The sequence below is a fragment of the Streptomyces sp. NPDC020801 genome (assembly GCF_044334385.1).
Taxonomy (GTDB): domain Bacteria; phylum Actinomycetota; class Actinomycetes; order Streptomycetales; family Streptomycetaceae; genus Streptomyces.
Window position 1 is genome coordinate 210,680 of record NZ_JBIRST010000006.1, and the last position, 22,771, is coordinate 233,450.

A 22,771-nucleotide genomic window follows, 5' to 3' on the forward strand; every position below is an offset into this window, starting at 1 on the left:
TAATCATGCTCCTTGGGCATGGGACGAGGTCTCTGCGGCCGGGCTCGAAGGGATTTCCCCGTCGGTGGCCGTTTCGGCGGCGGAGGGCCCGCCCTTGCGTGCGCGCCAGGCGCTGCGCAGCATTTCGTGCCACCGCGGGCGCTTGCGCGGCGGGACATGGTCCACACCGCCGAGCGACCACGGATTGCACCGCAGGATGCGCCAGGCGGTCAGAGCCGTTCCCTTGACCGCACCGTGCCGGTCGATGGCCGTGTAGCCGTAGTGGGAACACGACGGGTAGTACTTGCACACCGGCCCGAGCAACGGACTGATGGTCCACTGGTACAGCTTGATCAGAGCCAGCAGCGGGTACTTCATCGCGCGCCCCCTCCCAGCAGTCGTTGAAGGGCGGCATCCAGGTCTCGGGCCAGCTGTGCGTGGTCGGCGTCGCCCGCTCCGGGCAGCGCTCGTACGACTACCAGGCTACCGGGGGGCAGCAGGGCGACCCGGTCACGCATCAGATGACGAAGTCTGCGCTTCACCAGGTTGCGCACGACCGCTCCACCCACTGCCTTGCTCACGACGAAACCCGCACGCGTCGGGGGAGCGCTCTCCCCAGGCGCATGCGGGTCCGTGGCACCGCTACGAAGGTGGACGACGAGGAGTGGGCGGCCTGCCCGGCGCCCTCGTCGTACCGCGGTCGCGAAGTCCTCGCGCCGCCTCAGCCGGTTCTCGGTGGGCAGCACGACGTCATGACCTGATCGGGATCAGGCGGACAGACGGGCGCGACCCTTGCTACGGCGGGACGCGAGAATCGCGCGGCCGGCACGGGTGCGCATACGCAGCCGGAAGCCGTGGGTCTTCGCGCGACGACGGTTGTTCGGCTGGAAGGTGCGCTTGCTCACTCGGGGGCTCCAGAAAGAAATCGGTAGTTGCGGGGTGCCGTCCTGGCTGTCACCGTGCGCCCACGAGTAGCTCGCAGTTACGCCCGATTGCACCGCTTACCGATCACCTTGCGCGATCTGTGCCCTTCGGAGGCAGGCGGCAGCAGCCATCGACAACTCGACCTGGTTACGGTACGCGCGGCTGCGCCATTCGGTCAAACCAGGGGTCGCCGAGAGACACTGTCCACAGGCTGGGGACAACAACTTGAACCGCACCCGCCGCGCTGACTACCGTGACTGGACTCCGATTCGTTCCCTTGTCCCCCGCCCCGGCGGGTTTGGTCCCGACCGTCCACCCGATTCACATCCCGACCCGTCCCCGAATCACACGTTCGTGGGACCTGTGAGAGAGCGTGCCCTGTGGCTGACGTACCTGCCGATCTTGCCGCAGTGTGGCCACGAGTACTGGAGCAGCTTCTCGGGGAGGGTCGCGGGCAGGGCGTCGAGGCGAAGGACGAACACTGGATCCGGCGCTGCCAGCCGCTCGCGCTGGTCGCGGACACCGCCCTGCTCGCGGTGCCGAACGAGTTCGCCAAGGGCGTCCTCGAAGGGCGACTGGCCCCCGCCGTCAGCGAGACGCTGAGCCGCGAGTGCGGCCGCCCGATCCGCATCGCGATCACCGTCGACAGCTCCGTCGGCGAACCCGCGGCCCCCACGCCGCCCGCGCCACCCACCCCGCCGCGCTACGAGGAGCAGGAGCTCCCCACCGGCCAGAGCGGCTACGAGGGCTACGGCCGGCACCGGGCAGACGGCCACCGCCCCGGCCGCGCCGACCAGCTCCCCGGCGCACCGGGCGACCAGCTCCCGGCCCCGCGCACGGGCCCACAGCCCGCCGACGGCGCCGACCAGCTCCCGACCGCCCGCCCCGCCTACCCCGCGGAGTACGCGGACTACCAGCGCCCCGAGCCCGGTGCCTGGCCGCGTCCGAAGCAGGACGACTACGCCTGGCAGCAGCAGCGGCTCGGCTTCCCGGAACGGGACCCCTACGCGTCCCCGTCGCAGGACTCCTACGGCGCACAGGACGGCTACGGCCCACAGGCCCCGTACGGAGCGAACGATCCCTACGGGGCCCAGGACTCGTACGCGCCCCCGAAGGACTCCTACCCCCCGTCCCAGGACTACCGCCAAAAGCCGATGGAGCGCCCGCCGTACGACCACCACGGCCGCTCCGACTACGAGACGTCACGCGCCGAGTACGAACAGCGCTATGAGGAAAAGCGCGAATACGACCAGCGCTACGACGACCAGCGCGACACCGGACGCCGGGAGCTGCCCGAACCGCCGGCCGGCGCGGGCCACGTGCACCGCGGCGGTCCGGTGGGGCCGCACCTGCCCGTCTCCGGCGCCCCCGGCCCCCTGGCCGCGCAGCCCGCCCCGGCGTCCGGCCCGGGCGAACCGACCGCGCGGCTCAACCCCAAGTACCTCTTCGACACATTCGTCATCGGCGCGTCCAACCGCTTCGCGCACGCCGCCGCCGTCGCCGTCGCCGAAGCACCGGCCAAGGCCTACAACCCGCTGTTCATCTACGGGGAGTCGGGTCTCGGCAAGACACACCTGCTGCACGCGATCGGGCACTATGCCCGCAGCCTCTACCCCGGCACGCGCGTGCGGTACGTGAGCTCCGAGGAGTTCACCAACGAGTTCATCAACTCCATCCGCGACGGCAAGGGCGACAGCTTCCGCAAGCGCTACCGCGAGATGGACATCCTGCTCGTGGACGACATCCAGTTCCTGGCGGACAAGGAGTCGACGCAGGAGGAGTTCTTCCACACCTTCAACACGCTCCACAACGCCAACAAGCAGATCGTGCTCTCCAGCGACCGGCCGCCCAAGCAACTGGTCACACTGGAGGACCGGCTGCGGAACCGTTTCGAGTGGGGCCTGATCACCGACGTCCAGCCGCCGGAGCTGGAGACGCGCATCGCGATCCTGCGCAAGAAGGCGGTGCAGGAGCAGCTCAACGCCCCGCCGGAGGTACTGGAGTTCATCGCCTCCCGGATCTCGCGCAACATCCGCGAACTGGAGGGCGCGCTGATCCGGGTGACGGCGTTCGCCTCGCTCAACCGGCAGCCGGTGGACCTGGGCCTGACGGAGATCGTCCTCAAGGACCTCATCCCCGGCGGCGAGGACTCGGCCCCGGAGATCACGGCCACGGCCATCATGGCCGCCACGGCCGACTACTTCGGCCTCACGGTCGAGGACCTGTGCGGCACCTCGCGCGGCCGCGCCCTGGTCACGGCCCGGCAGATCGCCATGTACCTGTGCCGCGAGCTGACCGACCTGTCGCTGCCCAAGATCGGCGCCCAGTTCGGTGGCCGCGACCACACGACCGTCATGCACGCCGACCGCAAGATCCGCGCGCTGATGGCCGAGCGGCGCTCCATCTACAACCAGGTCACCGAGCTGACCAACCGCATCAAGAACGGCTGACGGCCGGCCGGACACACCGCCGAGGGCGCCCCGGGAGGAGATCCCGAGGGCGCCCTTCGTCGTCGTGCCGCATCCGCTGTTCGAATCCCCGCGGGGTTACGGCCTCTCTCCACAGATTCAGTGACTTTCTGCCGTCCACACCCTGGGGACTGCCGAGTTGTCCAGATCGTGTCCACAGGCGCCCCCACCAGAACCCCGTCCGCGCAGCTCAAGGGGCTGTGGAACAGTGGATGACGGGCCTCCACAGGCTGTGGACGAAGCGGAGATCCACAGCCTGTGCACGAAGTTGTCCACGGGCAACCCACAGCCTGGGGCCGGTTGTCCCCAGTGATCGGCGGCTTCTCCACATCCCTGTCCACTGTTCGGCAACGCGACGCACCCCGCCACCGCGTCGAGTGAAAGCCGTCACACGAAGGTGCCGGATTGGGCTGTGGGAAACGTGGGTAATTCTGGGGACGCAGCTGGGGAGAACTGCCCTCTGGCTGTGGGCGGGGTGTGCAGAACTTCCTGTTCTCCACAGAGACCCCGAGTTGTCCACCGGCGCCACCCACAGGGCCAGTGGACAAAATTCCCGTGCTGAGCTGGGCAAACGTGGTTATCCACGGTATCCACAGGCCCTACTACTACTCCCAACCAGAGAGAGAGCGGAATCCGTTTCGAAGCGGGACCTGTGCACAACTCGCCCTCTCCAGCCCGACCGCCCCTCGGAGCGACTTGACCCCGACAGGCACCTACTGTCAGTGCCGTGCGTCAGACTGGTCCCCGGTGTCCTTCCCGTCGCAGTGGGCGGTGACACCGAGTCGGAGGACTCAGTAGCAACAGCAGGAGGCGGCTTACGGTGAAGATCCGGGTGGAACGCGACGTACTCGCGGAGGCAGTGGCCTGGGCGGCACGCAGCCTCCCGGCCCGTCCGCCGGCGCCTGTTCTCGCCGGCCTGCTGCTGAAGGCGGAGGACGGGCAGCTGAGCCTGTCCAGCTTCGACTACGAGGTCTCCGCCCGCGTGTCGGTGGAGGCCGAGGTCGAGGAGGACGGCACGGTCCTGGTCTCCGGCCGTCTGCTCGCCGACATCTCCCGCGCCCTGCCCAACCGCCCGGTGGAGATCTCCACGGACGGTGTACGGGCGACGGTGGTCTGCGGCTCCTCCCGCTTCACGCTTCACACACTGCCTGTGGAGGAGTACCCGGCCCTGCCGCAGATGCCCAACGCGACGGGTACGGTCCCCGGCGAGGTGTTCGCCTCCGCCGTGCAGCAGGTCGCGATCGCCGCCGGCCGCGACGACACGCTGCCCGTCCTCACCGGTGTCCGCATCGAGATCGAGGGCGACACGGTGACCCTGGCCTCCACCGACCGCTACCGCTTCGCGGTCCGCGAGTTCCTGTGGAAGCCGGAGAACCCGGACGCCTCCGCGGTCGCCCTGGTGCCCGCCAAGACGCTGCTGGACACCGCCAAGGCGCTGACCAGCGGTGACCAGGTGATCCTGGCGCTGTCGGGCTCGGGCGCCGGCGAGGGCCTGATCGGTTTCGAGGGCGCCGGACGGCGCACGACCACGCGTCTGCTGGAGGGCGACCTCCCGAAGTACCGCACGCTGTTCCCGACGGAGTTCAACTCGGTCGCCGTGATCGAGACCGCCCCCTTCGTGGAGGCCGTCAAGCGCGTGGCCCTGGTCGCCGAGCGCAACACCCCGGTGCGGCTCAGCTTCGAGCAGGGTGTGCTCATCCTGGAGGCCGGGTCCAGCGACGACGCACAGGCTGTGGAAAGGGTGGACGCCCAGCTCGAGGGCGACGACATCTCCATCGCCTTCAACCCGACGTTCCTGCTGGACGGCCTCAGCGCCATCGACTCGCCGGTGGCCCAGCTGTCCTTCACGACGTCCACCAAGCCCGCGCTGCTCAGCGGCAAGCCGGCGGTGGACGCCGAGGCCGACGTGGCCTACAAGTACCTGATCATGCCGGTGCGGCTGAGCGGCTGAGCGGCTCTGGGCAGCCGGCTGCTGTGAGTGGAGCCGCCCTCCATCGGTGGCGATGGCCGCAGGTCAAGGCGTACGTATGAGCGCGTATGCCCACGGATGTGCGCGAGCGTCCGGGTTTAGGCTCGGACGCAGGTACGAAAGTGCCGCAACGCCACGTCGTGCAACCTAAGGAACGCAACTGATGGAGCTCGGTCTCGTCGGCCTCGGCAAGATGGGCGGCAACATGCGCGAGCGGATACGCCGCGCGGGCCACACCGTCATCGGATACGACCGCAACCCCGACCTCGCGGATGTCCACAGCCTTCAAGAGCTTGTGGGCAAGCTGCCGGGCCCGCGCGTGGTCTGGGTGATGGTCCCGGCCGGCGAGCCCACCCAGAACACGATCGACGAGCTCGCCGAGCTCCTCGAGCCCGGCGACGTGGTCGTGGACGGCGGCAACTCCCGCTGGACGGACGACGAGAAGCACGCGAAGGAGCTGGCGGCCAAGGGCATCGGCTTCGTCGACTGCGGCGTCTCCGGTGGCGTCTGGGGCCTGAAGAACGGCTATGCGCTCATGTACGGCGGCGACGCGGAGCACGTCGCCAGGGTGCAGCCGGTCTTCGACGCGCTCAAGCCGGAGGGCGACTTCGGCTCGGTGCACGCCGGCAAGGTCGGCGCGGGCCACTTCGCGAAGATGGTCCACAACGGCATCGAGTACGCGATGATGCAGGCCTACGCCGAGGGCTGGGAGCTGCTCGAGAAGGTCGACTCGGTCACGGACGTCCGTGAGGTCTTCCGCTCCTGGCAGGAGGGCACCGTCATCCGCTCCTGGCTGCTCGACCTCGCGGTGAACGCCCTCGAGGAGGACGAGCACCTGGAGCAGCTGAAGGGGTATGCACAGGACTCCGGCGAGGGCCGGTGGACCGTGGAGGCAGCCATCGACAACGCCGTGCCGCTGCCCGCGATCACGGCCTCGCTGTTCGCGAGGTTCTCCTCGCGTCAGGAGGACTCGCCGCAGATGAAGATGATCGCCGCGCTGCGCAACCAGTTCGGCGGCCACGCGGTGACGAAGAAGTAGTCCACAGGACCGCTCGGCGGTCCACAACGCCGGGGGAGGTCGGCGAACGACCATGCACGTGACGCATCTGTCGCTGGCCGACTTCCGTTCGTACGCCCGGGCCGAGGTCCCGCTCGACCCGGGTGTCACCGCGTTCGTCGGTCCCAACGGCCAGGGCAAGACGAACCTCGTCGAGGCGATCGGCTACCTCGCCACCCTCGGCAGCCACCGGGTCGCCTCGGACGCCCCGCTGGTCCGCATGGGCGCCGAGCGTGCCGTGATCCGTGCGCAGGTCAGGCAGGGTGAGCGGCAGCAGCTGGTCGAGCTGGAGCTGAACCCGGGCCGGGCCAACAGGGCCCGCATCAACCGGTCCTCGCAGGTCAGGCCCCGGGATGTGCTGGGTATCGTACGGACGGTGCTGTTCGCGCCCGAGGATCTGGCCCTGGTCAAGGGCGATCCCGGCGAGCGGCGCCGTTTCCTCGACGAGCTGGTCACGGCTCGCTCACCGCGCATGGCGGGCGTGCGTTCCGACTACGAGCGGGTGCTCAAGCAGCGCAACACACTGCTGAAGTCGGCCGCGCTGGCGCGTCGGCACGGCGGCCGCTCGATGGACCTGTCCACCCTCGACGTGTGGGACCAGCACCTGGCGCGCGCGGGTGCCGAGCTGCTGGCCCGTCGGCTCGACCTGATCGCGGCGCTGCAGCCGCTGGCCGACAAGGCGTACGAGCAACTGGCCCCGGGTGGCGGTCCCGTCGCACTGGAGTACAGGCCGTCCGCGCCCGGCGAGGCGCACGCGCGCGAGGATCTCTTCGCGCAGCTGATGGCGGCGCTCGCCGAGGCCCGCAAGCAGGAGATCGAGCGGGGCGTCACCCTGGTGGGGCCGCATCGGGACGATCTGGTGCTGAAACTGGGTCAGTTGCCCGCCAAGGGGTACGCCTCCCACGGCGAGTCGTGGTCGTATGCGCTGGCGCTGCGCCTGGCGTCGTACGACCTGCTGCGCGCGGAGGGCGATGAGCCGGTGCTGATCCTCGACGACGTCTTCGCCGAGCTGGACGCCCGTCGCCGTGAACGCCTGGCCGAGCTGGTCGCGCCCGGTGAGCAGGTCCTGGTGACCGCCGCGGTCGACGACGACGTACCGCATGTGCTGGCCGGGTCGCGGTTCGTCGTGTCGGACGGGACGGTGGAGCGCGTATGAGCACCGACGAGCCCGTATCCGGGCAGCCGGGGAAGTCGCCCGAGCCGTCCGGTGTCGACCTGGCGCGCGTGGCGCTGCGCGCGGCGAAGGAGGCGGCACGCGCGCGGGGGGACGCGGCGCAGCAGCGGAAGCAGGCGCGGCGCGGTGGTCTGCGCTCCGGCGCGCGCGCCGATGGCCGCGATCCGATGGCCCTCGGCGCGGCGATCAACCGGCTGATCACCGAGCGCGGCTGGGAGACCCCGGCCGCGGTGGGCGGGGTGATGGGGCGCTGGCCTGAGATCGTCGGCGCGGACGTGGCCAAGCACTGCGTGCCGGAGAAGTACGACGAGGACGAGCGGGTGCTGACCGTGCGCTGCGACTCCACGGCGTGGGCGACGAACCTGCGTCTGCTCGCCCCGACGCTCGTCGCCCGTCTCAACGAGGATCTCGGGCATGGCGCGGTCCGGCTGATCAAGGTGCATGGCCCCGGCGGCGGCCCTCGCCGTTACGGTCCGCTGCGCGCGCCCGGCAGCACGGGACCGGGCGACACCTACGGCTGACATCCGCGGGCGCGACCCACGGCCGCCTCTGTGAGTGACAGACCTCACACAACGCGGTCGCGGACGTGCCCGCGCGGGGGCGTGGTGACCGCCCGTCGTGCAACCGCACGCTCTTGCGAATCCCGACCTGACCCTTGAGTAGCGAAGGGTTGACAGCCGGAAGCGCTGAGTGCCGCTGTGAGCCTCTTGTAGCCCCCTTCCGTATATCGGGACCCGGCGGAGACCGGTTCAGGGCGCCACATGCGGACTCAGGTACCCGCAAACCCCCATCACTGTCGGCGCTACCGGTAGACTGGAAGACAATCCCGCCCCGAACGTGGGGACCGTCCGGGAAAAGCTGAGCAACGCTGAACAAGGCTTACCAACGCAACATGCCGCAGCCGCTCCGGCAACCCGCCGACGAGCCCGGCTCGTGCTGTGCCAGAAAGGGCGCTTCGTGGCCGATTCCGGCAACCCCAACGAGAACATCCCGTCCACCGACGCCGGCGAGAACGTGGCCGCCTCCTCGAACGGTGAGGTCACGGCCTCGTACGACGCCAGCGCCATCACCGTCCTCGAGGGTCTGGACGCGGTCCGCAAGCGACCCGGTATGTACATCGGTTCGACCGGTGAGCGCGGCCTGCACCACCTCGTGTACGAGGTGGTCGACAACTCCGTCGACGAGGCGCTGGCCGGGCACGCGGACACCATCGACGTGACGGTCCTCGCCGACGGCGGCGTCCGGGTCGTCGACAACGGCCGTGGCATCCCGGTGGGCATCGTCCCCTCCGAGGGCAAGCCGGCCCTCGAGGTGGTCCTGACCGTGCTGCACGCGGGCGGCAAGTTCGGCGGTGGCGGCTACGCGGTCTCCGGTGGTCTGCACGGCGTCGGCGTCTCCGTGGTCAACGCCCTGTCAGCGAAGGTCTCCGTCGAGGTCAGGACCGACAGCCACCGCTGGACGCAGGACTACAAGATGGGCGTTCCGACGGCGCCGCTGGCCAAGCACGAGGCGACGCAGGAGACGGGCACCTCGGTCACGTTCTGGGCCGACCCGGACATCTTCGAGACCACCGAGTACTCCTTCGAGACGCTCTCCCGGCGCTTCCAGGAGATGGCGTTCCTCAACAAGGGCCTGACGATCCGGCTCACCGACGAGCGCGAGTCGGCGAAGGCGACCTCCGGGGCGGACGAGGCGGGCGCGGACCAGAAGGACGAGGTCAAGTCCGTCACGTACCACTACGAGGGCGGCATCGTCGACTTCGTGAAGTACCTCAACTCCCGCAAGGGGGACGTGGTGCACCCGACGGTGATCGACCTGGAGGCCGAGGACAAGGACAAGAGCCTGTCCCTCGAGGTCGCCATGCAGTGGAACGGTGGCTACAGCGAGGGCGTGTACTCCTTCGCCAACATCATCCACACCCACGAGGGCGGTACGCACGAAGAGGGCTTCCGCGCCGCGCTGACCTCGCTGATCAACAAGTACGCGCGCGACAAGAAGCTGCTGCGCGACAAGGACGACAACCTCACCGGTGACGACATCCGCGAGGGTCTTACGGCGATCATCTCGGTCAAGCTGAGCGAGCCTCAGTTCGAGGGCCAGACCAAGACCAAGCTGGGCAACACCGAGGCGAAGACCTTCGTCCAGAAGGCGGTCTACGAGCACCTCAACGACTGGCTGGACCGCAATCCGAACGAGGCGGCGGACATCATCCGCAAGGGCATCCAGGCGGCCACCGCGCGTGTGGCGGCCCGCAAGGCCCGCGACCTGACCCGCCGCAAGGGCCTGCTGGAGTCGGCGTCCCTGCCGGGCAAGCTGTCGGACTGCCAGTCGAACGACCCCACCAAGTGCGAGATCTTCATCGTCGAGGGCGACTCCGCCGGCGGCTCGGCCAAGTCCGGCCGCAACCCGGAGTACCAGGCGATCCTCCCTATCCGCGGCAAGATCCTCAACGTCGAGAAGGCGCGCATCGACAAGATCCTGCAGAACCAGGAGATCCAGGCGCTGATCTCCGCGTTCGGCACGGGTGTGCACGAGGACTTCGACATCGAGAAGCTCCGCTATCACAAGATCATCCTGATGGCGGACGCCGACGTCGACGGCCAGCACATCAGCACCCTGCTGCTGACCTTCCTGTTCCGCTTCATGCGGCCGCTGGTCGAGGCCGGGCACGTGTACCTCTCCCGTCCCCCGCTGTACAAGATCAAGTGGGGTCGCGACGACATCGAGTACGCCTACTCGGACCGCGAGCGCGACGCGCTGATCGAGATGGGCCGGCAGCGCGGCAAGCGGGTCCGGGAGGACTCGATCCAGCGCTTCAAGGGTCTCGGCGAGATGAACGCCGAGGAGCTGCGGGTGACCACCATGGACCAGGAGCACCGCGTCCTCGGCCAGGTCACCCTCGACGACGCCGCCCAGGCCGACGACCTGTTCTCGGTCCTCATGGGCGAGGACGTCGAGGCCCGCCGGCAGTTCATCCAGCGCAACGCCAAGGACGTCCGTTTCCTCGACATCTGAGTCGGTCTCAGCTGACCGCACCAGGAAGGATCCTCACCAGCAATGGCCGACGAGAACACTCCCGTGACGCCCGAAGAGGGCGGCGAAGTCGCGATGCGCGTCGAACCCGTCGGGCTCGAGACGGAGATGCAGCGCTCGTACCTCGACTACGCGATGTCCGTCATCGTCTCGCGTGCGCTGCCCGACGTCCGTGACGGTCTCAAGCCCGTCCACCGCCGCGTGCTGTACGCCATGTACGACGGCGGCTACCGCCCCGAGCGCGGCTTCTACAAGTGCGCCCGTGTCGTCGGCGACGTCATGGGCAACTACCACCCGCACGGCGACTCCTCCATCTACGACGCCCTGGTGCGCCTCGCCCAGCCCTGGTCGATGCGGATGCCGCTGGTGGACTCCAACGGCAACTTCGGCTCCCCGGGCAACGACCCGGCGGCGGCGATGCGCTACACCGAGTGCAAGATGGCGCCGCTGTCCATGGAGATGGTCCGTGACATCGACGAGGAGACCGTCGACTTCACGGACAACTACGACGGCCGCTCCCAGGAGCCGACCGTCCTGCCGGCCCGCTTCCCGAACCTGCTGATCAACGGCTCGGCCGGTATCGCGGTCGGCATGGCGACCAACATTCCGCCGCACAACCTGCGCGAGGTCGCGTCCGGCGCCCAGTGGTACCTGGAGAACCCGGAGGCCTCGCACGAGGAACTCCTGGACGCCCTCATGGAGCGCATCAAGGGCCCGGACTTCCCGACCGGCGCCCTGGTGGTGGGTCGCAAGGGCATCGAGGAGGCGTACCGCACCGGCCGCGGCTCCATCACCATGCGCGCGGTGGTCGAGGTCGAGGAGATCCAGAACCGCCAGTGCCTGGTGGTCACCGAACTGCCCTACCAGGTCAACCCGGACAACCTCGCGCAGAAGATCGCCGACCTGGTGAAGGACGGCAAGATCGGCGGTATCGCCGACGTCCGCGACGAGACGTCCTCCCGCACGGGCCAGCGCCTGGTCATCGTCCTCAAGCGGGACGCGGTCGCCAAGGTCGTCCTGAACAACCTCTACAAGCACACCGACCTGCAGACCAACTTCGGCGCCAACATGCTGGCGCTGGTCGACGGCGTGCCCCGCACCCTGTCCCTGGACGCGTTCATCCGGCACTGGGTGACGCACCAGATCGAGGTCGTGGTGCGCCGGACCCGCTTCCGGCTGCGCAAGGCCGAGGAGCGCGCCCACATTCTGCGCGGTCTGCTGAAGGCACTGGACGCCATCGACGAGGTCATCGCGCTGATCCGGCGCAGTGAGACCGTCGAGGTCGCGCGCGGCGGCCTGATGGGGCTGCTGGAGATCGACGAGATCCAGGCCAACGCCATCCTCGAGATGCAGCTGCGCCGGCTGGCCGCCCTGGAGCGCCAGAAGATCGTCCAGGAGCACGACGAGCTCCAGGCGAAGATCAACGAGTACAACCAGATCCTCGCCTCGCCGGTCCGTCAGCGCGGGATCGTCAGCGAGGAGCTGGCCGCGATCGTCGAGAAGTACGGCGACGACCGCCAGACCAAGCTGATCCCGTACGAGGGCGACATGTCCATCGAGGACCTGATCGCCGAGGAGGACATCGTCGTCACGGTCACCCGCGGCGGCTACGTCAAGCGGACCAAGACCGACGACTACCGCGCCCAGAAGCGTGGCGGCAAGGGCGTACGCGGCACGAAGCTGAAGGAAGACGACATCGTCGACCACTTCTTCGTCTCCACCACGCACCACTGGCTGCTGTTCTTCACCAACAAGGGCCGGGTGTACCGGGCGAAGGCCTACGAGCTGCCCGAGGCCGGCCGGGACGCGCGCGGCCAGCACGTGGCGAACCTCCTGGCCTTCCAGCCGGACGAGGCGATCGCGGAGATCCTCGCGATCCGCGACTACGACGCGGCGCCCTACCTGGTGCTGGCCACGAAGTCCGGCCTGGTCAAGAAGACGCCTCTGAAGGATTACGATTCGCCCCGCTCAGGCGGCGTCATCGCGATCAACCTGCGCGAGCAGGAGGACGGTTCCGACGACGAGCTGATCGGCGCCGAACTCGTCTCGGCCGACGACGATCTGCTGCTGATCAGCAGGAAGGCGCAGTCGATCAGGTTCACCGCCTCGGACGACACCCTGCGTCCGATGGGCCGTGCCACCTCGGGCGTGAAGGGCATGAGTTTCCGCTCGGGCGACGAGCTCCTCTCGATGAATGTTGTTCGACCCGGTACGTTCGTGTTCACTGCCACCGACGGTGGGTACGCAAAGCGGACCCGAGTCGACGAGTACCGCGTCCAGGGTCGCGGCGGCCTCGGCATCAAGGCCGCCAAGATCGTGGAGGACCGCGGTTCGCTCGTGGGTGCGCTGATTGTCGAGGAGAACGACGAGATCCTCGCCATCACACTCTCGGGCGGTGTGATTCGCACGCGAGTCAACGAGGTCAGGGAGACGGGCCGTGACACCATGGGCGTCCAACTGATCAACCTGGGCAAGCGCGATGCCGTGGTCGGTATCGCACGTAACGCCGAGGCGGGACGTGAGGCGGAGGAAGTCGACGGCGACGTGGCCGTGGACGAGACCGCCGAGGGTGTCGCGCCCACCGGCACGGACGAGGGTGAGGCGCCCTCGGCCGAGTAGCACGAGGAGTGAGTCATCGTGAGCGGAGCCACGGGCGCCGGATCGGCCGGTACCTCCACTGGTACGGGAACGGACGGCGGCGGCCGTGGCTCCGCCGCGCATGCGACGGACCCGCACACGACCAACCTGAAAGCGATCAAGTCGCCCGCGACGGACTCGCACTCGCCCGACACGCACGGATCCCAGGGGGGAACGGTGACGGACACCCGAGGCCCGCAGACCCAGCAGGCCCAGGCCGCGGCCGGCCAGCCGGCGACTCCCCCGCAGCAGGGAACGGCCTCGCCGCTGCCGGGGGAGCGGCAGCCGCAGCAGCCCGCGGGTCCGTACCACCCGCCCCAGGCCTACCCGGCGGCCGCCGGCACCCCGGGCTCGGTGCGCAGACCGCGCACGGGCGCCCGTACGATGCCGCGCACCCGTAAGGCACGGCTGCGCGTGGCCAAGGCCGACCCGTGGTCGGTGATGAAGGTCAGCTTCCTGCTCTCCATCGCGCTGGGCATCTGCACGATCGTGGCCGCCGCGGTGCTGTGGATGGTCATGAACGCGATGGGCGTGTTCTCGACGGTGGGCGGGACGATCTCGGAGGCGACCGGTTCGAACGAGTCCAACGGCTTCGACCTCCAGTCCTTCCTGTCCCTCCCCCACGTCCTGATGTTCACGACGATCATCGCGGTCATCGACGTCGTCCTCGCGACGGCCCTCGCGACCCTCGGCGCGTTCATCTACAACCTCTCCGCGGGCTTCGTCGGCGGCATCGAGCTGACGCTGGCCGAGGACGAGTGACCGAGGCTCGGCAGGGGGCCGAAAAGCACCGCCGCACGTCCGCTGACAGTCCTGCGACAACCGATTTTGGGACTGCCCACCTCGTGCGCTAATCTTCAGGAGTCAGCGCGCGGGACACGCACCGCAGAGCGCGGCGGGGCTATAGCTCAGTTGGTTAGAGCGCATCCCTGATAAGGATGAGGCCACAGGTTCAAATCCTGTTAGCCCCACCAGCCAGAAGACCCCCGGTCCTTGGGACCGGGGGTCTTCTGCGTCCATGGCTGCCGACACTGACGGCCGGCATCGACGGCTGACATCGACGGCTGACATCGACCGGTGGTCGACGCCGGCTGGTGGTCTGTGCCGGGCCGTGATCCGTGCCGGGCCGTGATCCGTGTCGGCCCTGGGGTCCGTGTCGGCCCTGGGGTCCGTCCCGGCCGTGTGGTCCGTTCCGGCCGTGTGGTCCGTTCCGGCCGTGTGGTCCGTTCCGGCCGTGTGGTCCGTTCCGGCCCCGTGGTCCGATTCAGAGCTCGGTCCATGTCATCTGGTGGCCGAGGCCAGTCGTCGGCCGGTGCCGGCCGGTGGCTGCCCGGCGTGGATCAGGGGGGCGCCGGCAACGCGAAGTGCCCCGGTCGGTGTCGACCGGGGATCTTCGGACATTCGGATGGTGCGGTACGCAATTCGCCGTTACGTCATGGTGCGGGTCGCGGCACCGGCGGGGCCGGTGCGGCCCTGTCAGCGCTGCAGGGGGATGGTGGGCCGGACCGGTGGGGCGGCCGGGGCCCGATCGGGGTCGACGGCCAGTGAGGAGGAGGTGTCGGCCGAGGGGTGGTGGCGGCAGCCGGGGGACTTGCCGTGGGCCTCGGCGCGGATGCGCTGTTTCATCGTGGGGGGCAGGGACCGGGCGTGGTTCCGGGACCATGGTGATGTCGTCTGTGCCGGCACCGGCGCGGTGTTCTTGGGTGCCGTCTCGGGCTGTGGTGCGGCCGTGGCCGCGGTGGCGGTCGTGGTGACGAGTCCGAGCGCCGTGCAGAGCGCGAGGAAGGCGGTGACGATGGCGGTCCACAGCTTCATGACCTTGTGCTGCTCCATGTCCCCTCACTTTCGGGTTGGGCGATTTGCGTACTTTCCTCATGATGTGTATGAGCCTCGCGAAGTGGTGGACCGACGCCCATGGCGCGTCGATCTTCGGATGAACACCACTCGGATGGGGGCATGAGGGGCGAAAAGGTGTGCAGACGGGAGGAGGGCGGTCAAAGTAACCGTCCGTGCGGGTGTGATCACCCTCCGATCCCAGCGGCCGGGTCCGCTTCTACTGCGCTCCCGCACACGGCAGTTGAGGGTCGACGCAGGTCACCGATCGGTATCGGTCGGTGTGTATAGTCGGGCGCCAGAGGTCCCCAACGTCAAGGAAAGACGAGGTCGCGCGGTGAAGAAGCTTCTCCTGGTCGCACTGGCCGCCATCGGCGGGCTCCTCGTGTACCGCCAGATCCAGGCGGATCGCGCCGAGCAGGATCTGTGGACGGAGGCGACTGACTCCGTGCCCACGGGTTCGTGAGCACCGACATCCGATACTCAGCAGGCCCCGACCGCCGTAGCGGTCGGGGCCTTGTGTTGGGCGTCCCTGTTGCCGCCGCGTCTTGATTTGCGGGGTGGCGACGCCTGCGGTAGCCCTCGTCTCGTCAGCCGGGCGTTTCGGACGCTCGTACGGAATGCGTGGATGGCGTAGCGGCTCGCGGGGCAGGATGGGCGACGTCCGGAGCGACGAACGCGAGGGGTGGCGCGGGATGGTGGGGCACAGGGCGGGACGGCAGGCGCGGCCGGGGCGCGCTCGGCGCGGCCGGGGCGGGCGCCCGGCGTCGGTTTCCGCCGCCGTGCGCGGGGCTGCCACCGCGGCCGTACTGTCCCTGGCGGCGGCCACGGCGGGACCGAGCGCGGTTGCCGCGGGGACGCCTGGGCCGTACGCCTTCACCGGCGGCGACCGGGCCATGGCCGGAGCCGGGACCACCACCGACGCCCGCCGTCTGGAGCCCGGCCGTACCTACAGGAGCTCCCTGCCGCGAAACGGGCACCTCTACTACCGCCTCGATCTCGACGCCGCCTCCACCGCCTATGTCTCGGCCACGGCCGTGCCCGACGCGGGCACCACGGTCTCCGCCACCGACGGCCTGAGGGTCTCCGTGCAGGACGCCCGCGGCACCTCCTGCTCCTTCCAGGCCACCCGCTTCGGAGCGAGCCGCAGCCCGCATCCGATCGCCGCCTGGGGAGTCCGCGAGGCCTCCCCGGGCCATGCGCTGTGCCAGGGATCCGGGACGTACTACGTGCTCGTCGAGCGCATCGACGCCGCCGGCTCCTCGCCGAACACCTGGCCCCTGGAGCTGACGGCGGTCTCCGAGCCGCCGCTGCGGCGGACCGGCGCGACGAACGCGCCCGAGTCCTGGGACTCCGCCTCGCCCGAGCCGGTCACCGGCCAGGCCGTGGACCGGGCCGGCGGCGCCGGGTTCGCCGGGGCGAGCCCGGTCGGGCAGGGAGTCTGGCGGGACCGGCTCCGGCCCGGTCAGACGGCCTTCTACGAGGTGCCGGTCGACTGGGGGCAGCAGCTGACCGCCGCGGCCGAGCTCGGCGGTTCCAGCGGCGGCAGCGGCTACGCCGACAGCGCGCTGACACTGTCGCTCTACAACCCGGTGCGTGGTTACGTCGAGGAGGCGTACGCCGGTTACGCCGGACGGCAGGCCTCGGCCGCGCTCGCGGCCCTGCCGCTCGTCGCCTACGCCAACCGTTACGGCTTCGCCGACCAGGAAAAGGCCATGCGGTTCGCCGGCCGCTACTACCTGGTCGTGCACCTCGCCGCCCAGACGGCCGGCACGTTCGGCGAGGGGCCCTACGGCCTGACGCTGCGGGTGGGGGTCAACGGCGCGGCACGGTCCGGGCCGGGGTATGCCGGCCGGTCCGTCCCGGAGAAGCTCTTCGAGGTCACCGACCAGGACCGGCAGGCGGCCACGCCGGCCGGGGCGGCAGGAGGCGGTTCGACGGTCCTGCGGACGATCGCCGTGGCTGGAATCGGCGCGGGCACCGTCCTGCTCGCCGTCCTCGGGGTCTGGACGGTGCTCGCCCGGCGCAGGGCCGGAACCGGGACCTGGTAGCGGGGGCAGGGACGGCCAGGGAGGGCGGGTGATCGTCGTGAGCCCGCCCGGCCGGGCTCACATCCGGGTCAGTGCCCAGAAACCCACGGCGTAGCACGCCAGTGCGAGCAGCAGCAGCGGGACGGCCACCTTGGCGGGAGGGCCGGGGCGAGGGGCGCGCACGGCGCGGTGCCGGGACGTTCGCTGTGCCGGAGCGGAAGGAGGAGCCTGCGGCACCTGCGCGGTGTAGGAAGCCGTGACGGCCTCGGCGCCCTGTCGCGTTGCCGGAGCAAGCGGCCCGGGGGAGGCCGGCCCGGGCGAGGCCGGCACGCGCGTGGTGTCGTAGGGGGAGACGCCGGCCTGCGGCGGCGGCAGGTGGAAGCTGCCGGTGTCCGACATGGTGGACGGTTGCGCGGGGCCGGACGCCTGCTGAGGGCCGGTCGCCCGATCCGGGCGGCCGGGAGGCGGGGCGGCGCCCGTCGCCTGCGCCGCGCCGGGCTCCGGCCACCTCGGATCGCCGCGCAGACCTAGGTGCAGATCCAGTCGCGGGTCCGAAGAGACGGAGCCGGGGTCCGAGGTGACGGAGCCGGGGTCCGAAGAGACGGAGCCGGGGTCCGAAGCCCCGGAGCCCGGGGCGGACGCCGCTGACCCGGCGCCCGAGCCCGCTGACCCGGCGCCCGAGCCTGCGGCAACGGGCCCCGTGTCGGCGTGAGCCGGTACCGGGGGAGCCGGTACGAGGGGAGCGGGCGCGGGGGACACGCCGGAGTCCCGGGAGGAGGCCCGGCTGCCCGTGTACGACCGAGCCCGTGCCTCGCCGTCGCCGGGCGTACCGCCGTCGCCGGGTGTCCTGCCGCCGTTGGGTGTCCTGCCGCCGTCGGGCGTACCGGTGCCGTCCGTCCGAGAGGCCCCCGTCCTCTCCACCGACCCGGCCCTCGTCGTCCCCGCCGCCGCTCCTGCCGCCACCCCCGGACTCCGCTTCAGCGGGCCCTCCGGCCCGAACCCCGGGGGCAGCGGCCCCAGTTGGTCGAAGACCTCGATCAGTTCGTCGTCGGGCCCCGGTTCCGGCAGCAGCTCGGCGGCCGCGGCGAGGGCCTTGCGCGCACCCGTGGCCGTACGGAACCGGGCCTCGGGATCCGGCTGCAGCAGCATGGCCGCGACCTGCCAGAGCGGTTCGGGGACGCCCTCGGGCGCACCCGGCGTCCCGCGCTCCGCGAAGTACTCCACGAGCGCCTTGGCGTCCGGCTTGGCACCCTGCAGCAGATAGAGGGCGACCAGGCCGACGGCGAACAGGTCGGCGGGGAAGTCCGGTTCGGCGCCCATCATCTGCTCGGGCGCGAGGTACCCCGGTGTACCCACCACGAGGTTGGTCTCCGTCAGCCTCGGCTCGCCCAGCCGCATCGCGATGCCGAAGTCGGACAGCCGGAGCCTGGGCCGCCCGGTGCCGGTCGCCTCCAGCAGCACGTTGGCGGGCTTGATGTCACGGTGCACGACCCCCTCCGCGTGCACCGCGGCGAGCCCCGACAGCAGCTGGTCGAGCAGGGTGCAGACGAACGCCGGCGGCAGCGGGCCGTAGTCCCCGATCAGATGGACCAGCGAGCCGCCGGTCACCAGGTCCATGGTGAACAGGACCTTGTCGTCGTCGGCGGCCCAGCTGGCCGGTGCGAGCACATGGGGATGGTCGATCCGCAGCGCCTGCTCCCGCACGAAGCGCAGCAGCGAGTGCGCGTCGCGCTGCTGCAGCACCTTGGCGGCCACGTACCGGCGGCGGCGGTGGTCCCAGGCGCGCCAGACCGCGCCGACGCCGCCGCGTCCGATCGGGTCGGCCAGCTCGTACCGGCCGGCGAAGACCTCACCCATGGCTGTGCGTCGCTCCTCCCCCTGCGGCTGCCCCCTGCCCCACTGCTTCCCCCCGCCGAGCGGCACGATCCCCGCGGTGCCGACTCCGATGGGAAGCGGTACGGTCCGTCGGGTAGCAGTACGGTCCGTCCGGAACGGTCAGTTCTGGTGGGACTGGTAGTGCGCCACCGCGTCCGAGGTGCGGCCGGCGCCGTACACCCGGAGGAACTCGGCCAGTTCCGGATGGGTCGGGGCGAGGGTGTCCGCGGCGTCGATGATGTCGCCGGCGGCGGCGACCGAACGCAGCAGCGACTGGATCTCACGGACCACCCGCTTGACCGTCGGCGCCCCCGAACTGCTCGTCGTCTGCGTGGTGTTGCTGAGCACCGAGCCCCCCTGCGACCTCTTGATCTCGTCCATGCGCTCGGTCGCCTCGGCCGCGCTGACGCTGCCGTCCGCCACCTGTCCCGCCAGCTCCTGCAGCAACTGCACGCGCTGGACCACGGCCGGGTTGCCGATCTTGGCGCGCTGACCGCTCATCAACTGCGACAGCATCGGCGCGGACAGTCCCAGGACCCCCGCCAGACGGGCCTGGTTGAGCCCGAGATCGTCTATGAGCTTACGGAAGAGCGCCCCCAACGGCTCCCCGTACCAGTTCCGCTGCAGCTCCCGCGCTCTTGCCGTGGCTTCCTGCTGTGCGGCGTCCATTGCGTCTCCCCATCGCTTCCCCAGATACCGCGGTTCGCTGTAGCGAACCACGCGGAGCATCTTACGGAGAGTGGTCGTCCACGGGGACCCCCAATCTTTTTGCGAGATCCGGGGGGTGACCCGGTACTCTGGTCTGCGGCACCCGACCGGTACGCGGTTCCTCCGGCCGGATGCGCCTCTTCCGGGGCCTTAGCTCAGTTGGTAGAGCGCTGTCTTTGCATGGCAGATGTCAGGGGTTCGACTCCCCTAGGCTCCACGGACGAACGAAGAAGCTCCCCTTTGACCCGCGAAAACGTGGGTCAAAGGGGAGCTTCTTCGTGCCACCTACAAGCGGTCAGCCCCGCTCGTCGCGGTCCGCCTCCTCCTCGGCCTCCTTCGCCTGGACCTCGGGGTCCAGCAGGGACTGGCCGCTGCCGTCCACCGAGGTCAGCCGGCCAGACTCGGGGACCTCGGTCGCGGCCGGCGGTTCCACCAGCCAGTCGGGGTTGGCCTGCTTGTCCCACCACTTCCAGGCGGCGAAGGCACCGCCGGCCAGGGCGCCCACCACCGCGAGCACCTTGGCGACACGCCCGGCCCGCAGCCGCCGCTCGTGCTTGCGGGCCAGCTTCTGGATCTTCTGCGCCGGGACCTGACCGCGCAGCGCGACCAGCGCGGCGGCGCCGCGCGCGGCGGCCTCGTCCGCGACGGGCGCGGCCGCGGCCACGGCCTGCTCGATCTTGGGCCGGGAATAGGCCACGGCCTGCTCGATCCGCGGCCTCGAGTAGTCGGCGGCCTGCCGGGCGGCCTTGCGCGTCCGCTCGGCGGCCTCGTGGGCGGCCTGGTCGACCTTCGGCGGCACATGGGCCATGGCCTGCGTACGGGCCTGCTCCAGCCGGGGCGCGACATAAACGTCGTACTGGACGCGGGCCTGGTCGGCGGCCAGCGAGACCTTCGGCGCGAGCCGTACGCGTGCCTCGTGTGCGTAGTGCGCGGCCCTTTCCTTGGCCGTGTCGGCGTAGGGCGCCACCACTTCCGCGGCGTGCAGCACGCTGTCCTTCGCCGAGCCGGTCGCGGCGCGCACGCTGTCGATGCGGGTCACGGGTTCCTCCTCCTCGGTGGCGTACGGTAATTCGACTTTCCACCCTTTTACGGATCATGCCTGTCAACGAGCCCTGGGGCATGTGAGGACGGGCATCCGGGTCACGGGTCGGAGAGACGATCAAGTGCAATAGAGGATGAATACGGGGCAACAGGAGCTTGTCGTCGACAATGCCACGGATCGCCGCGCCGCGCTCCCGCCCCGGGAGTACTGACCCGGATTTCCGCAACCGAATCGGGTGGATGTCCGCCCGGAAGCGGTCGACAGGCGACGCACGGCATGCCCCGTGCGAGGATCGGGGGGTCACAGGAAGACAACGGAAGGCAGATCGTGGCTGAGCAGCTCTACGCCACCCTGAAGACCAACCACGGCGACATCGAGGTCCGGCTGCTGCCGAACCACGCCCCCAAGACGGTCCGGAACTTCGTGGAGCTCGCCAACGGCGAGCGCGAGTGGACGCACCCCGCCACCGGCGAGAAGTCCACGGCGAAGCTCTACGACGGCACGGTCTTCCACCGGGTGATCAGTGGCTTCATGATCCAGGGCGGCGACCCGCTGGGCAACGGCACCGGCGGTCCCGGCTACAAGTTCGAGGACGAATTCCACCCGGACCTCGCCTTCGACAAGCCCTATCTGCTGGCGATGGCCAACGCCGGCCCGGGCACCAACGGCTCGCAGTTCTTCGTCACCGTCGCCCCGACGGCCTGGCTGAACCGCAAGCACACCATCTTCGGCGAGGTCACCGACCCGGCCAGTCAGAAGGTCGTCGACTCCATCGCGACCGCGCAGACCAACCCGCGCACCGACCGCCCGCTCAACGACGTCGTCATCGAGTCGGTCGTCGTGGAGACCCGCGAGGGCTGAGGCGAGGGCTGAGGCGAGGGCTGAGGCCAAGCCGGGCCCGACGGTTCCCGGAGGGAACCAAACGCCCCGCTCGTCCGTAAGGATGAGCGGGGCCGTGCGTTGCCCGCGCAGGAGCCACGCACCGCCCACGACGAATCGAGGGGACCCCCATGGACCAGGCACCAGGCAGCCCGCAGGGCCCGTCGGACCAGGGGCCGGCCGGTCACGGCCCGGCCGACCGGAGCCCGCGGGACGCCAAGGGCCTGCCCACCTGCTACCGCCACCCGGACCGTGAGACCGGCATCCGCTGCACCCGCTGCGAGCGGCCGATCTGCCCCGAGTGCATGGTCGACGCCTCGGTCGGATTCCAGTGCCCGGAATGCGTGCGCAGCGGCTCCGGCACGGGCCACGCACCGGCCGCGAGCCGGCCCCGCACACTGGCCGGCGGCTCGGTCGCCGCCGACCCGCGGCTGGTCACCAAGGTGCTGATCGGCCTGAACCTGGCCTTCTTCCTGGTCCAGCTCTCCGTCGGAGACCGCTTCACCGAGCGGTTCGAGCTGCTGGGCGCGGCCTACGTGCCGCTCCTCGGCTCCGTCGAGGGGATCGCCCACGGACAGTGGTACCGGCTGCTGACCGCGATGTTCCTGCACGGCAGCTACGTCCACATCCTGTTCAACATGCTCAGCCTGTGGTGGATCGGCGGCCCGCTGGAGGCGGCCCTCGGCCGCGCCCGCTATCTCGCGCTCTACTTCGTCTCCGGCCTGGCCGGCAGCGCGCTCAGCTATCTGCTCGCCGCGCCCAACCAGCCCTCCCTCGGCGCCTCCGGCGCGATCTTCGGGCTCTTCGGTGCGACCGCCGTGCTGATGCGCCGGCTCAACTACGACATGCGGCCGATCATCGCCCTGCTGGTGATCAACCTGATCTTCACCTTCGGCTGGAGCAACATCGCCTGGCAGGCCCACATCGGGGGCCTGGTCGCCGGGGTCGTCGTCGGCTATGCGATGGTCCACGCCCCGCGCAAGCGGCGGGCCCTGGTGCAGTACGGCACCTGCGCCGTCGTGCTGGCGGCCGTCATCGTGATGACGCTGCTCAGAACGGCTCAGCTGAGCTGAGACCGCATCGTTGTCCACAGTCGGTGGCGGATCTTGTGCACAGCGTGTGGGAACATGTGTGCGCCCTGTCGCCGACCTGGGTTTTCGCAG

General features: G+C 70.1%; 19 protein-coding genes and 2 tRNA genes. 14 read left to right on the forward strand and 7 right to left on the reverse strand.

Annotation, left to right across the window (positions count from 1 at the left end; all coding sequences use genetic code 11):
- Positions 1-3: 3 nt before the first annotated feature.
- From yidD to rpmH, 3 genes are read right to left on the reverse strand one after another with little or no spacing between them, the layout of a single operon-like run.
- The gene (gene yidD, locus ACH4UM_RS15075; protein ID WP_398178159.1) at positions 4-357 is read right to left on the reverse strand and encodes a membrane protein insertion efficiency factor YidD; all 354 of its coding nucleotides are present in this window, start codon (positions 355-357) and stop codon (positions 4-6) included.
- Positions 354-725, reverse strand: a complete 372-nt coding sequence (gene rnpA, locus ACH4UM_RS15080) for a ribonuclease P protein component (protein ID WP_398178161.1) — start codon at positions 723-725, stop codon at positions 354-356. Before rnpA ends, yidD begins: the two co-directional genes overlap by 4 nt.
- A 21-nt stretch (positions 726-746) precedes the next feature.
- Positions 747-884: a 50S ribosomal protein L34 gene (gene rpmH, locus ACH4UM_RS15085; RefSeq protein ID WP_003956500.1), complete on the reverse strand. Its 138-nt coding sequence runs from the start codon at positions 882-884 to the stop codon at positions 747-749.
- Between the two features lie 399 nt (positions 885-1,283).
- Between rpmH and dnaA the strand changes: the two genes are divergently transcribed.
- The 9 genes from dnaA (at position 1,284) to ACH4UM_RS15130 (ending at position 14,215) form a co-directional block, all read left to right on the forward strand.
- Positions 1,284-3,353: a chromosomal replication initiator protein DnaA gene (gene dnaA / locus ACH4UM_RS15090; protein ID WP_398178164.1), complete on the forward strand. Its 2,070-nt coding sequence runs from the start codon at positions 1,284-1,286 to the stop codon at positions 3,351-3,353.
- An 838-nt stretch (positions 3,354-4,191) separates the two neighbouring features.
- Positions 4,192-5,322: a DNA polymerase III subunit beta gene (gene dnaN, locus ACH4UM_RS15095; RefSeq protein WP_398178167.1), complete on the forward strand. Its 1,131-nt coding sequence runs from the start codon at positions 4,192-4,194 to the stop codon at positions 5,320-5,322.
- 181 nt (positions 5,323-5,503) lie between these two features.
- The gene (gene gnd / locus ACH4UM_RS15100) at positions 5,504-6,379 is read left to right on the forward strand and encodes a phosphogluconate dehydrogenase (NAD(+)-dependent, decarboxylating) (protein WP_398178170.1); all 876 of its coding nucleotides are present in this window, start codon (positions 5,504-5,506) and stop codon (positions 6,377-6,379) included.
- Between the two features lie 52 nt (positions 6,380-6,431).
- Positions 6,432-7,553 carry a DNA replication/repair protein RecF gene (gene recF, locus ACH4UM_RS15105; RefSeq protein WP_398178173.1) on the forward strand — a complete coding sequence of 374 codons (1,122 nt, stop codon included), beginning with the start codon at positions 6,432-6,434 and terminating at the stop codon, positions 7,551-7,553.
- Positions 7,550-8,092, forward strand: a complete 543-nt coding sequence (locus ACH4UM_RS15110; RefSeq protein ID WP_398178176.1) for a DUF721 domain-containing protein — start codon at positions 7,550-7,552, stop codon at positions 8,090-8,092. Before recF ends, ACH4UM_RS15110 begins: the two co-directional genes overlap by 4 nt.
- Before the next feature lie 412 nt (positions 8,093-8,504).
- The gene (gene gyrB / locus ACH4UM_RS15115) at positions 8,505-10,586 is read left to right on the forward strand and encodes a DNA topoisomerase (ATP-hydrolyzing) subunit B (protein ID WP_398178179.1); all 2,082 of its coding nucleotides are present in this window, start codon (positions 8,505-8,507) and stop codon (positions 10,584-10,586) included.
- Between the two features lie 42 nt (positions 10,587-10,628).
- Complete coding sequence (gyrA, locus tag ACH4UM_RS15120) at positions 10,629-13,223, forward strand: DNA gyrase subunit A (RefSeq protein ID WP_398178182.1); 2,595 nt, start codon at positions 10,629-10,631, stop codon at positions 13,221-13,223.
- An 18-nt stretch (positions 13,224-13,241) separates the two neighbouring features.
- Entirely contained in the window at positions 13,242-14,003 is a 762-nt protein-coding gene (locus ACH4UM_RS15125; RefSeq protein ID WP_398178185.1) for a DUF3566 domain-containing protein, read from the forward strand.
- A gap of 135 nt (positions 14,004-14,138) precedes the next feature.
- Positions 14,139-14,215, forward strand: a tRNA-Ile gene (locus ACH4UM_RS15130).
- A gap of 502 nt (positions 14,216-14,717) precedes the next feature.
- On the opposite strand, the gene ACH4UM_RS15135 is transcribed toward ACH4UM_RS15130, so the two are convergent.
- Positions 14,718-15,074, reverse strand: a complete 357-nt coding sequence (locus ACH4UM_RS15135) for a DUF6344 domain-containing protein (RefSeq protein ID WP_398178188.1) — start codon at positions 15,072-15,074, stop codon at positions 14,718-14,720.
- Between the two features lie 337 nt (positions 15,075-15,411).
- Here ACH4UM_RS15135 and ACH4UM_RS15140 point away from each other — a divergent pair, with 337 nt between their 5' ends.
- A complete protein-coding gene (locus ACH4UM_RS15140; RefSeq protein ID WP_003999697.1) occupies positions 15,412-15,540 on the forward strand; it encodes a DLW-39 family protein in 129 nt (42 codons plus the stop codon).
- A gap of 187 nt (positions 15,541-15,727) precedes the next feature.
- On the forward strand, positions 15,728-17,125 hold the full coding sequence (locus ACH4UM_RS15145) for a hypothetical protein (RefSeq protein ID WP_398178191.1): 1,398 nt from the start codon (positions 15,728-15,730) through the stop codon (positions 17,123-17,125).
- A gap of 57 nt (positions 17,126-17,182) precedes the next feature.
- Here ACH4UM_RS15145 and ACH4UM_RS15150 read toward each other — a convergent pair whose 3' ends face one another.
- Both ACH4UM_RS15150 and ACH4UM_RS15155 read right to left on the reverse strand, forming a co-directional pair.
- On the reverse strand, positions 17,183-18,961 hold the full coding sequence (locus ACH4UM_RS15150; protein WP_398178194.1) for a protein kinase: 1,779 nt from the start codon (positions 18,959-18,961) through the stop codon (positions 17,183-17,185).
- Between the two features lie 138 nt (positions 18,962-19,099).
- Positions 19,100-19,648 (reverse strand): helix-turn-helix domain-containing protein, encoded by a 549-nt coding sequence (locus ACH4UM_RS15155; RefSeq protein WP_398178197.1) that lies wholly within the window; start codon positions 19,646-19,648, stop codon positions 19,100-19,102.
- A gap of 183 nt (positions 19,649-19,831) precedes the next feature.
- Here ACH4UM_RS15155 and ACH4UM_RS15160 point away from each other — a divergent pair.
- Positions 19,832-19,904 (forward strand) — tRNA-Ala (locus ACH4UM_RS15160).
- A gap of 78 nt (positions 19,905-19,982) precedes the next feature.
- Here ACH4UM_RS15160 and ACH4UM_RS15165 read toward each other — a convergent pair.
- The gene (locus ACH4UM_RS15165; RefSeq protein WP_398178200.1) at positions 19,983-20,726 is read right to left on the reverse strand and encodes a DUF5324 family protein; all 744 of its coding nucleotides are present in this window, start codon (positions 20,724-20,726) and stop codon (positions 19,983-19,985) included.
- A gap of 330 nt (positions 20,727-21,056) precedes the next feature.
- Between ACH4UM_RS15165 and ACH4UM_RS15170 the strand changes: the two genes are divergently transcribed.
- Both ACH4UM_RS15170 and ACH4UM_RS15175 read left to right on the forward strand, forming a co-directional pair.
- On the forward strand, positions 21,057-21,590 hold the full coding sequence (locus ACH4UM_RS15170) for a peptidylprolyl isomerase (protein ID WP_398178203.1): 534 nt from the start codon (positions 21,057-21,059) through the stop codon (positions 21,588-21,590).
- 149 nt (positions 21,591-21,739) lie between these two features.
- Positions 21,740-22,681 (forward strand): rhomboid family intramembrane serine protease, encoded by a 942-nt coding sequence (locus tag ACH4UM_RS15175; protein ID WP_398178204.1) that lies wholly within the window; start codon positions 21,740-21,742, stop codon positions 22,679-22,681.
- Positions 22,682-22,771 lie beyond the last annotated feature (90 nt).

Bases quoted from the DNA above. Each gene is read 5' to 3' on its own strand.
- ACH4UM_RS15150 (WP_398178194.1), bottom strand. From the start codon at position 18,961: ATGGGTGAGGTCTTCGCCGGCCGGTACGAGCTGGCCGACCCGATCGGA.
- ACH4UM_RS15110 (WP_398178176.1), top strand. From the start codon at position 7,550: ATGAGCACCGACGAGCCCGTATCCGGGCAGCCGGGGAAGTCGCCCGAG.
- gnd (WP_398178170.1), top strand. From the start codon at position 5,504: ATGGAGCTCGGTCTCGTCGGCCTCGGCAAGATGGGCGGCAACATGCGC.
- yidD (WP_398178159.1), bottom strand. From the start codon at position 357: ATGAAGTACCCGCTGCTGGCTCTGATCAAGCTGTACCAGTGGACCATC.
- recF (WP_398178173.1), top strand. From the start codon at position 6,432: ATGCACGTGACGCATCTGTCGCTGGCCGACTTCCGTTCGTACGCCCGG.
- ACH4UM_RS15175 (WP_398178204.1), top strand. From the start codon at position 21,740: ATGGACCAGGCACCAGGCAGCCCGCAGGGCCCGTCGGACCAGGGGCCG.
- ACH4UM_RS15155 (WP_398178197.1), bottom strand. From the start codon at position 19,648: ATGGACGCCGCACAGCAGGAAGCCACGGCAAGAGCGCGGGAGCTGCAG.
- ACH4UM_RS15135 (WP_398178188.1), bottom strand. From the start codon at position 15,074: ATGGAGCAGCACAAGGTCATGAAGCTGTGGACCGCCATCGTCACCGCC.
- gyrA (WP_398178182.1), top strand. From the start codon at position 10,629: ATGGCCGACGAGAACACTCCCGTGACGCCCGAAGAGGGCGGCGAAGTC.
- ACH4UM_RS15145 (WP_398178191.1), top strand. From the start codon at position 15,728: ATGGGCGACGTCCGGAGCGACGAACGCGAGGGGTGGCGCGGGATGGTG.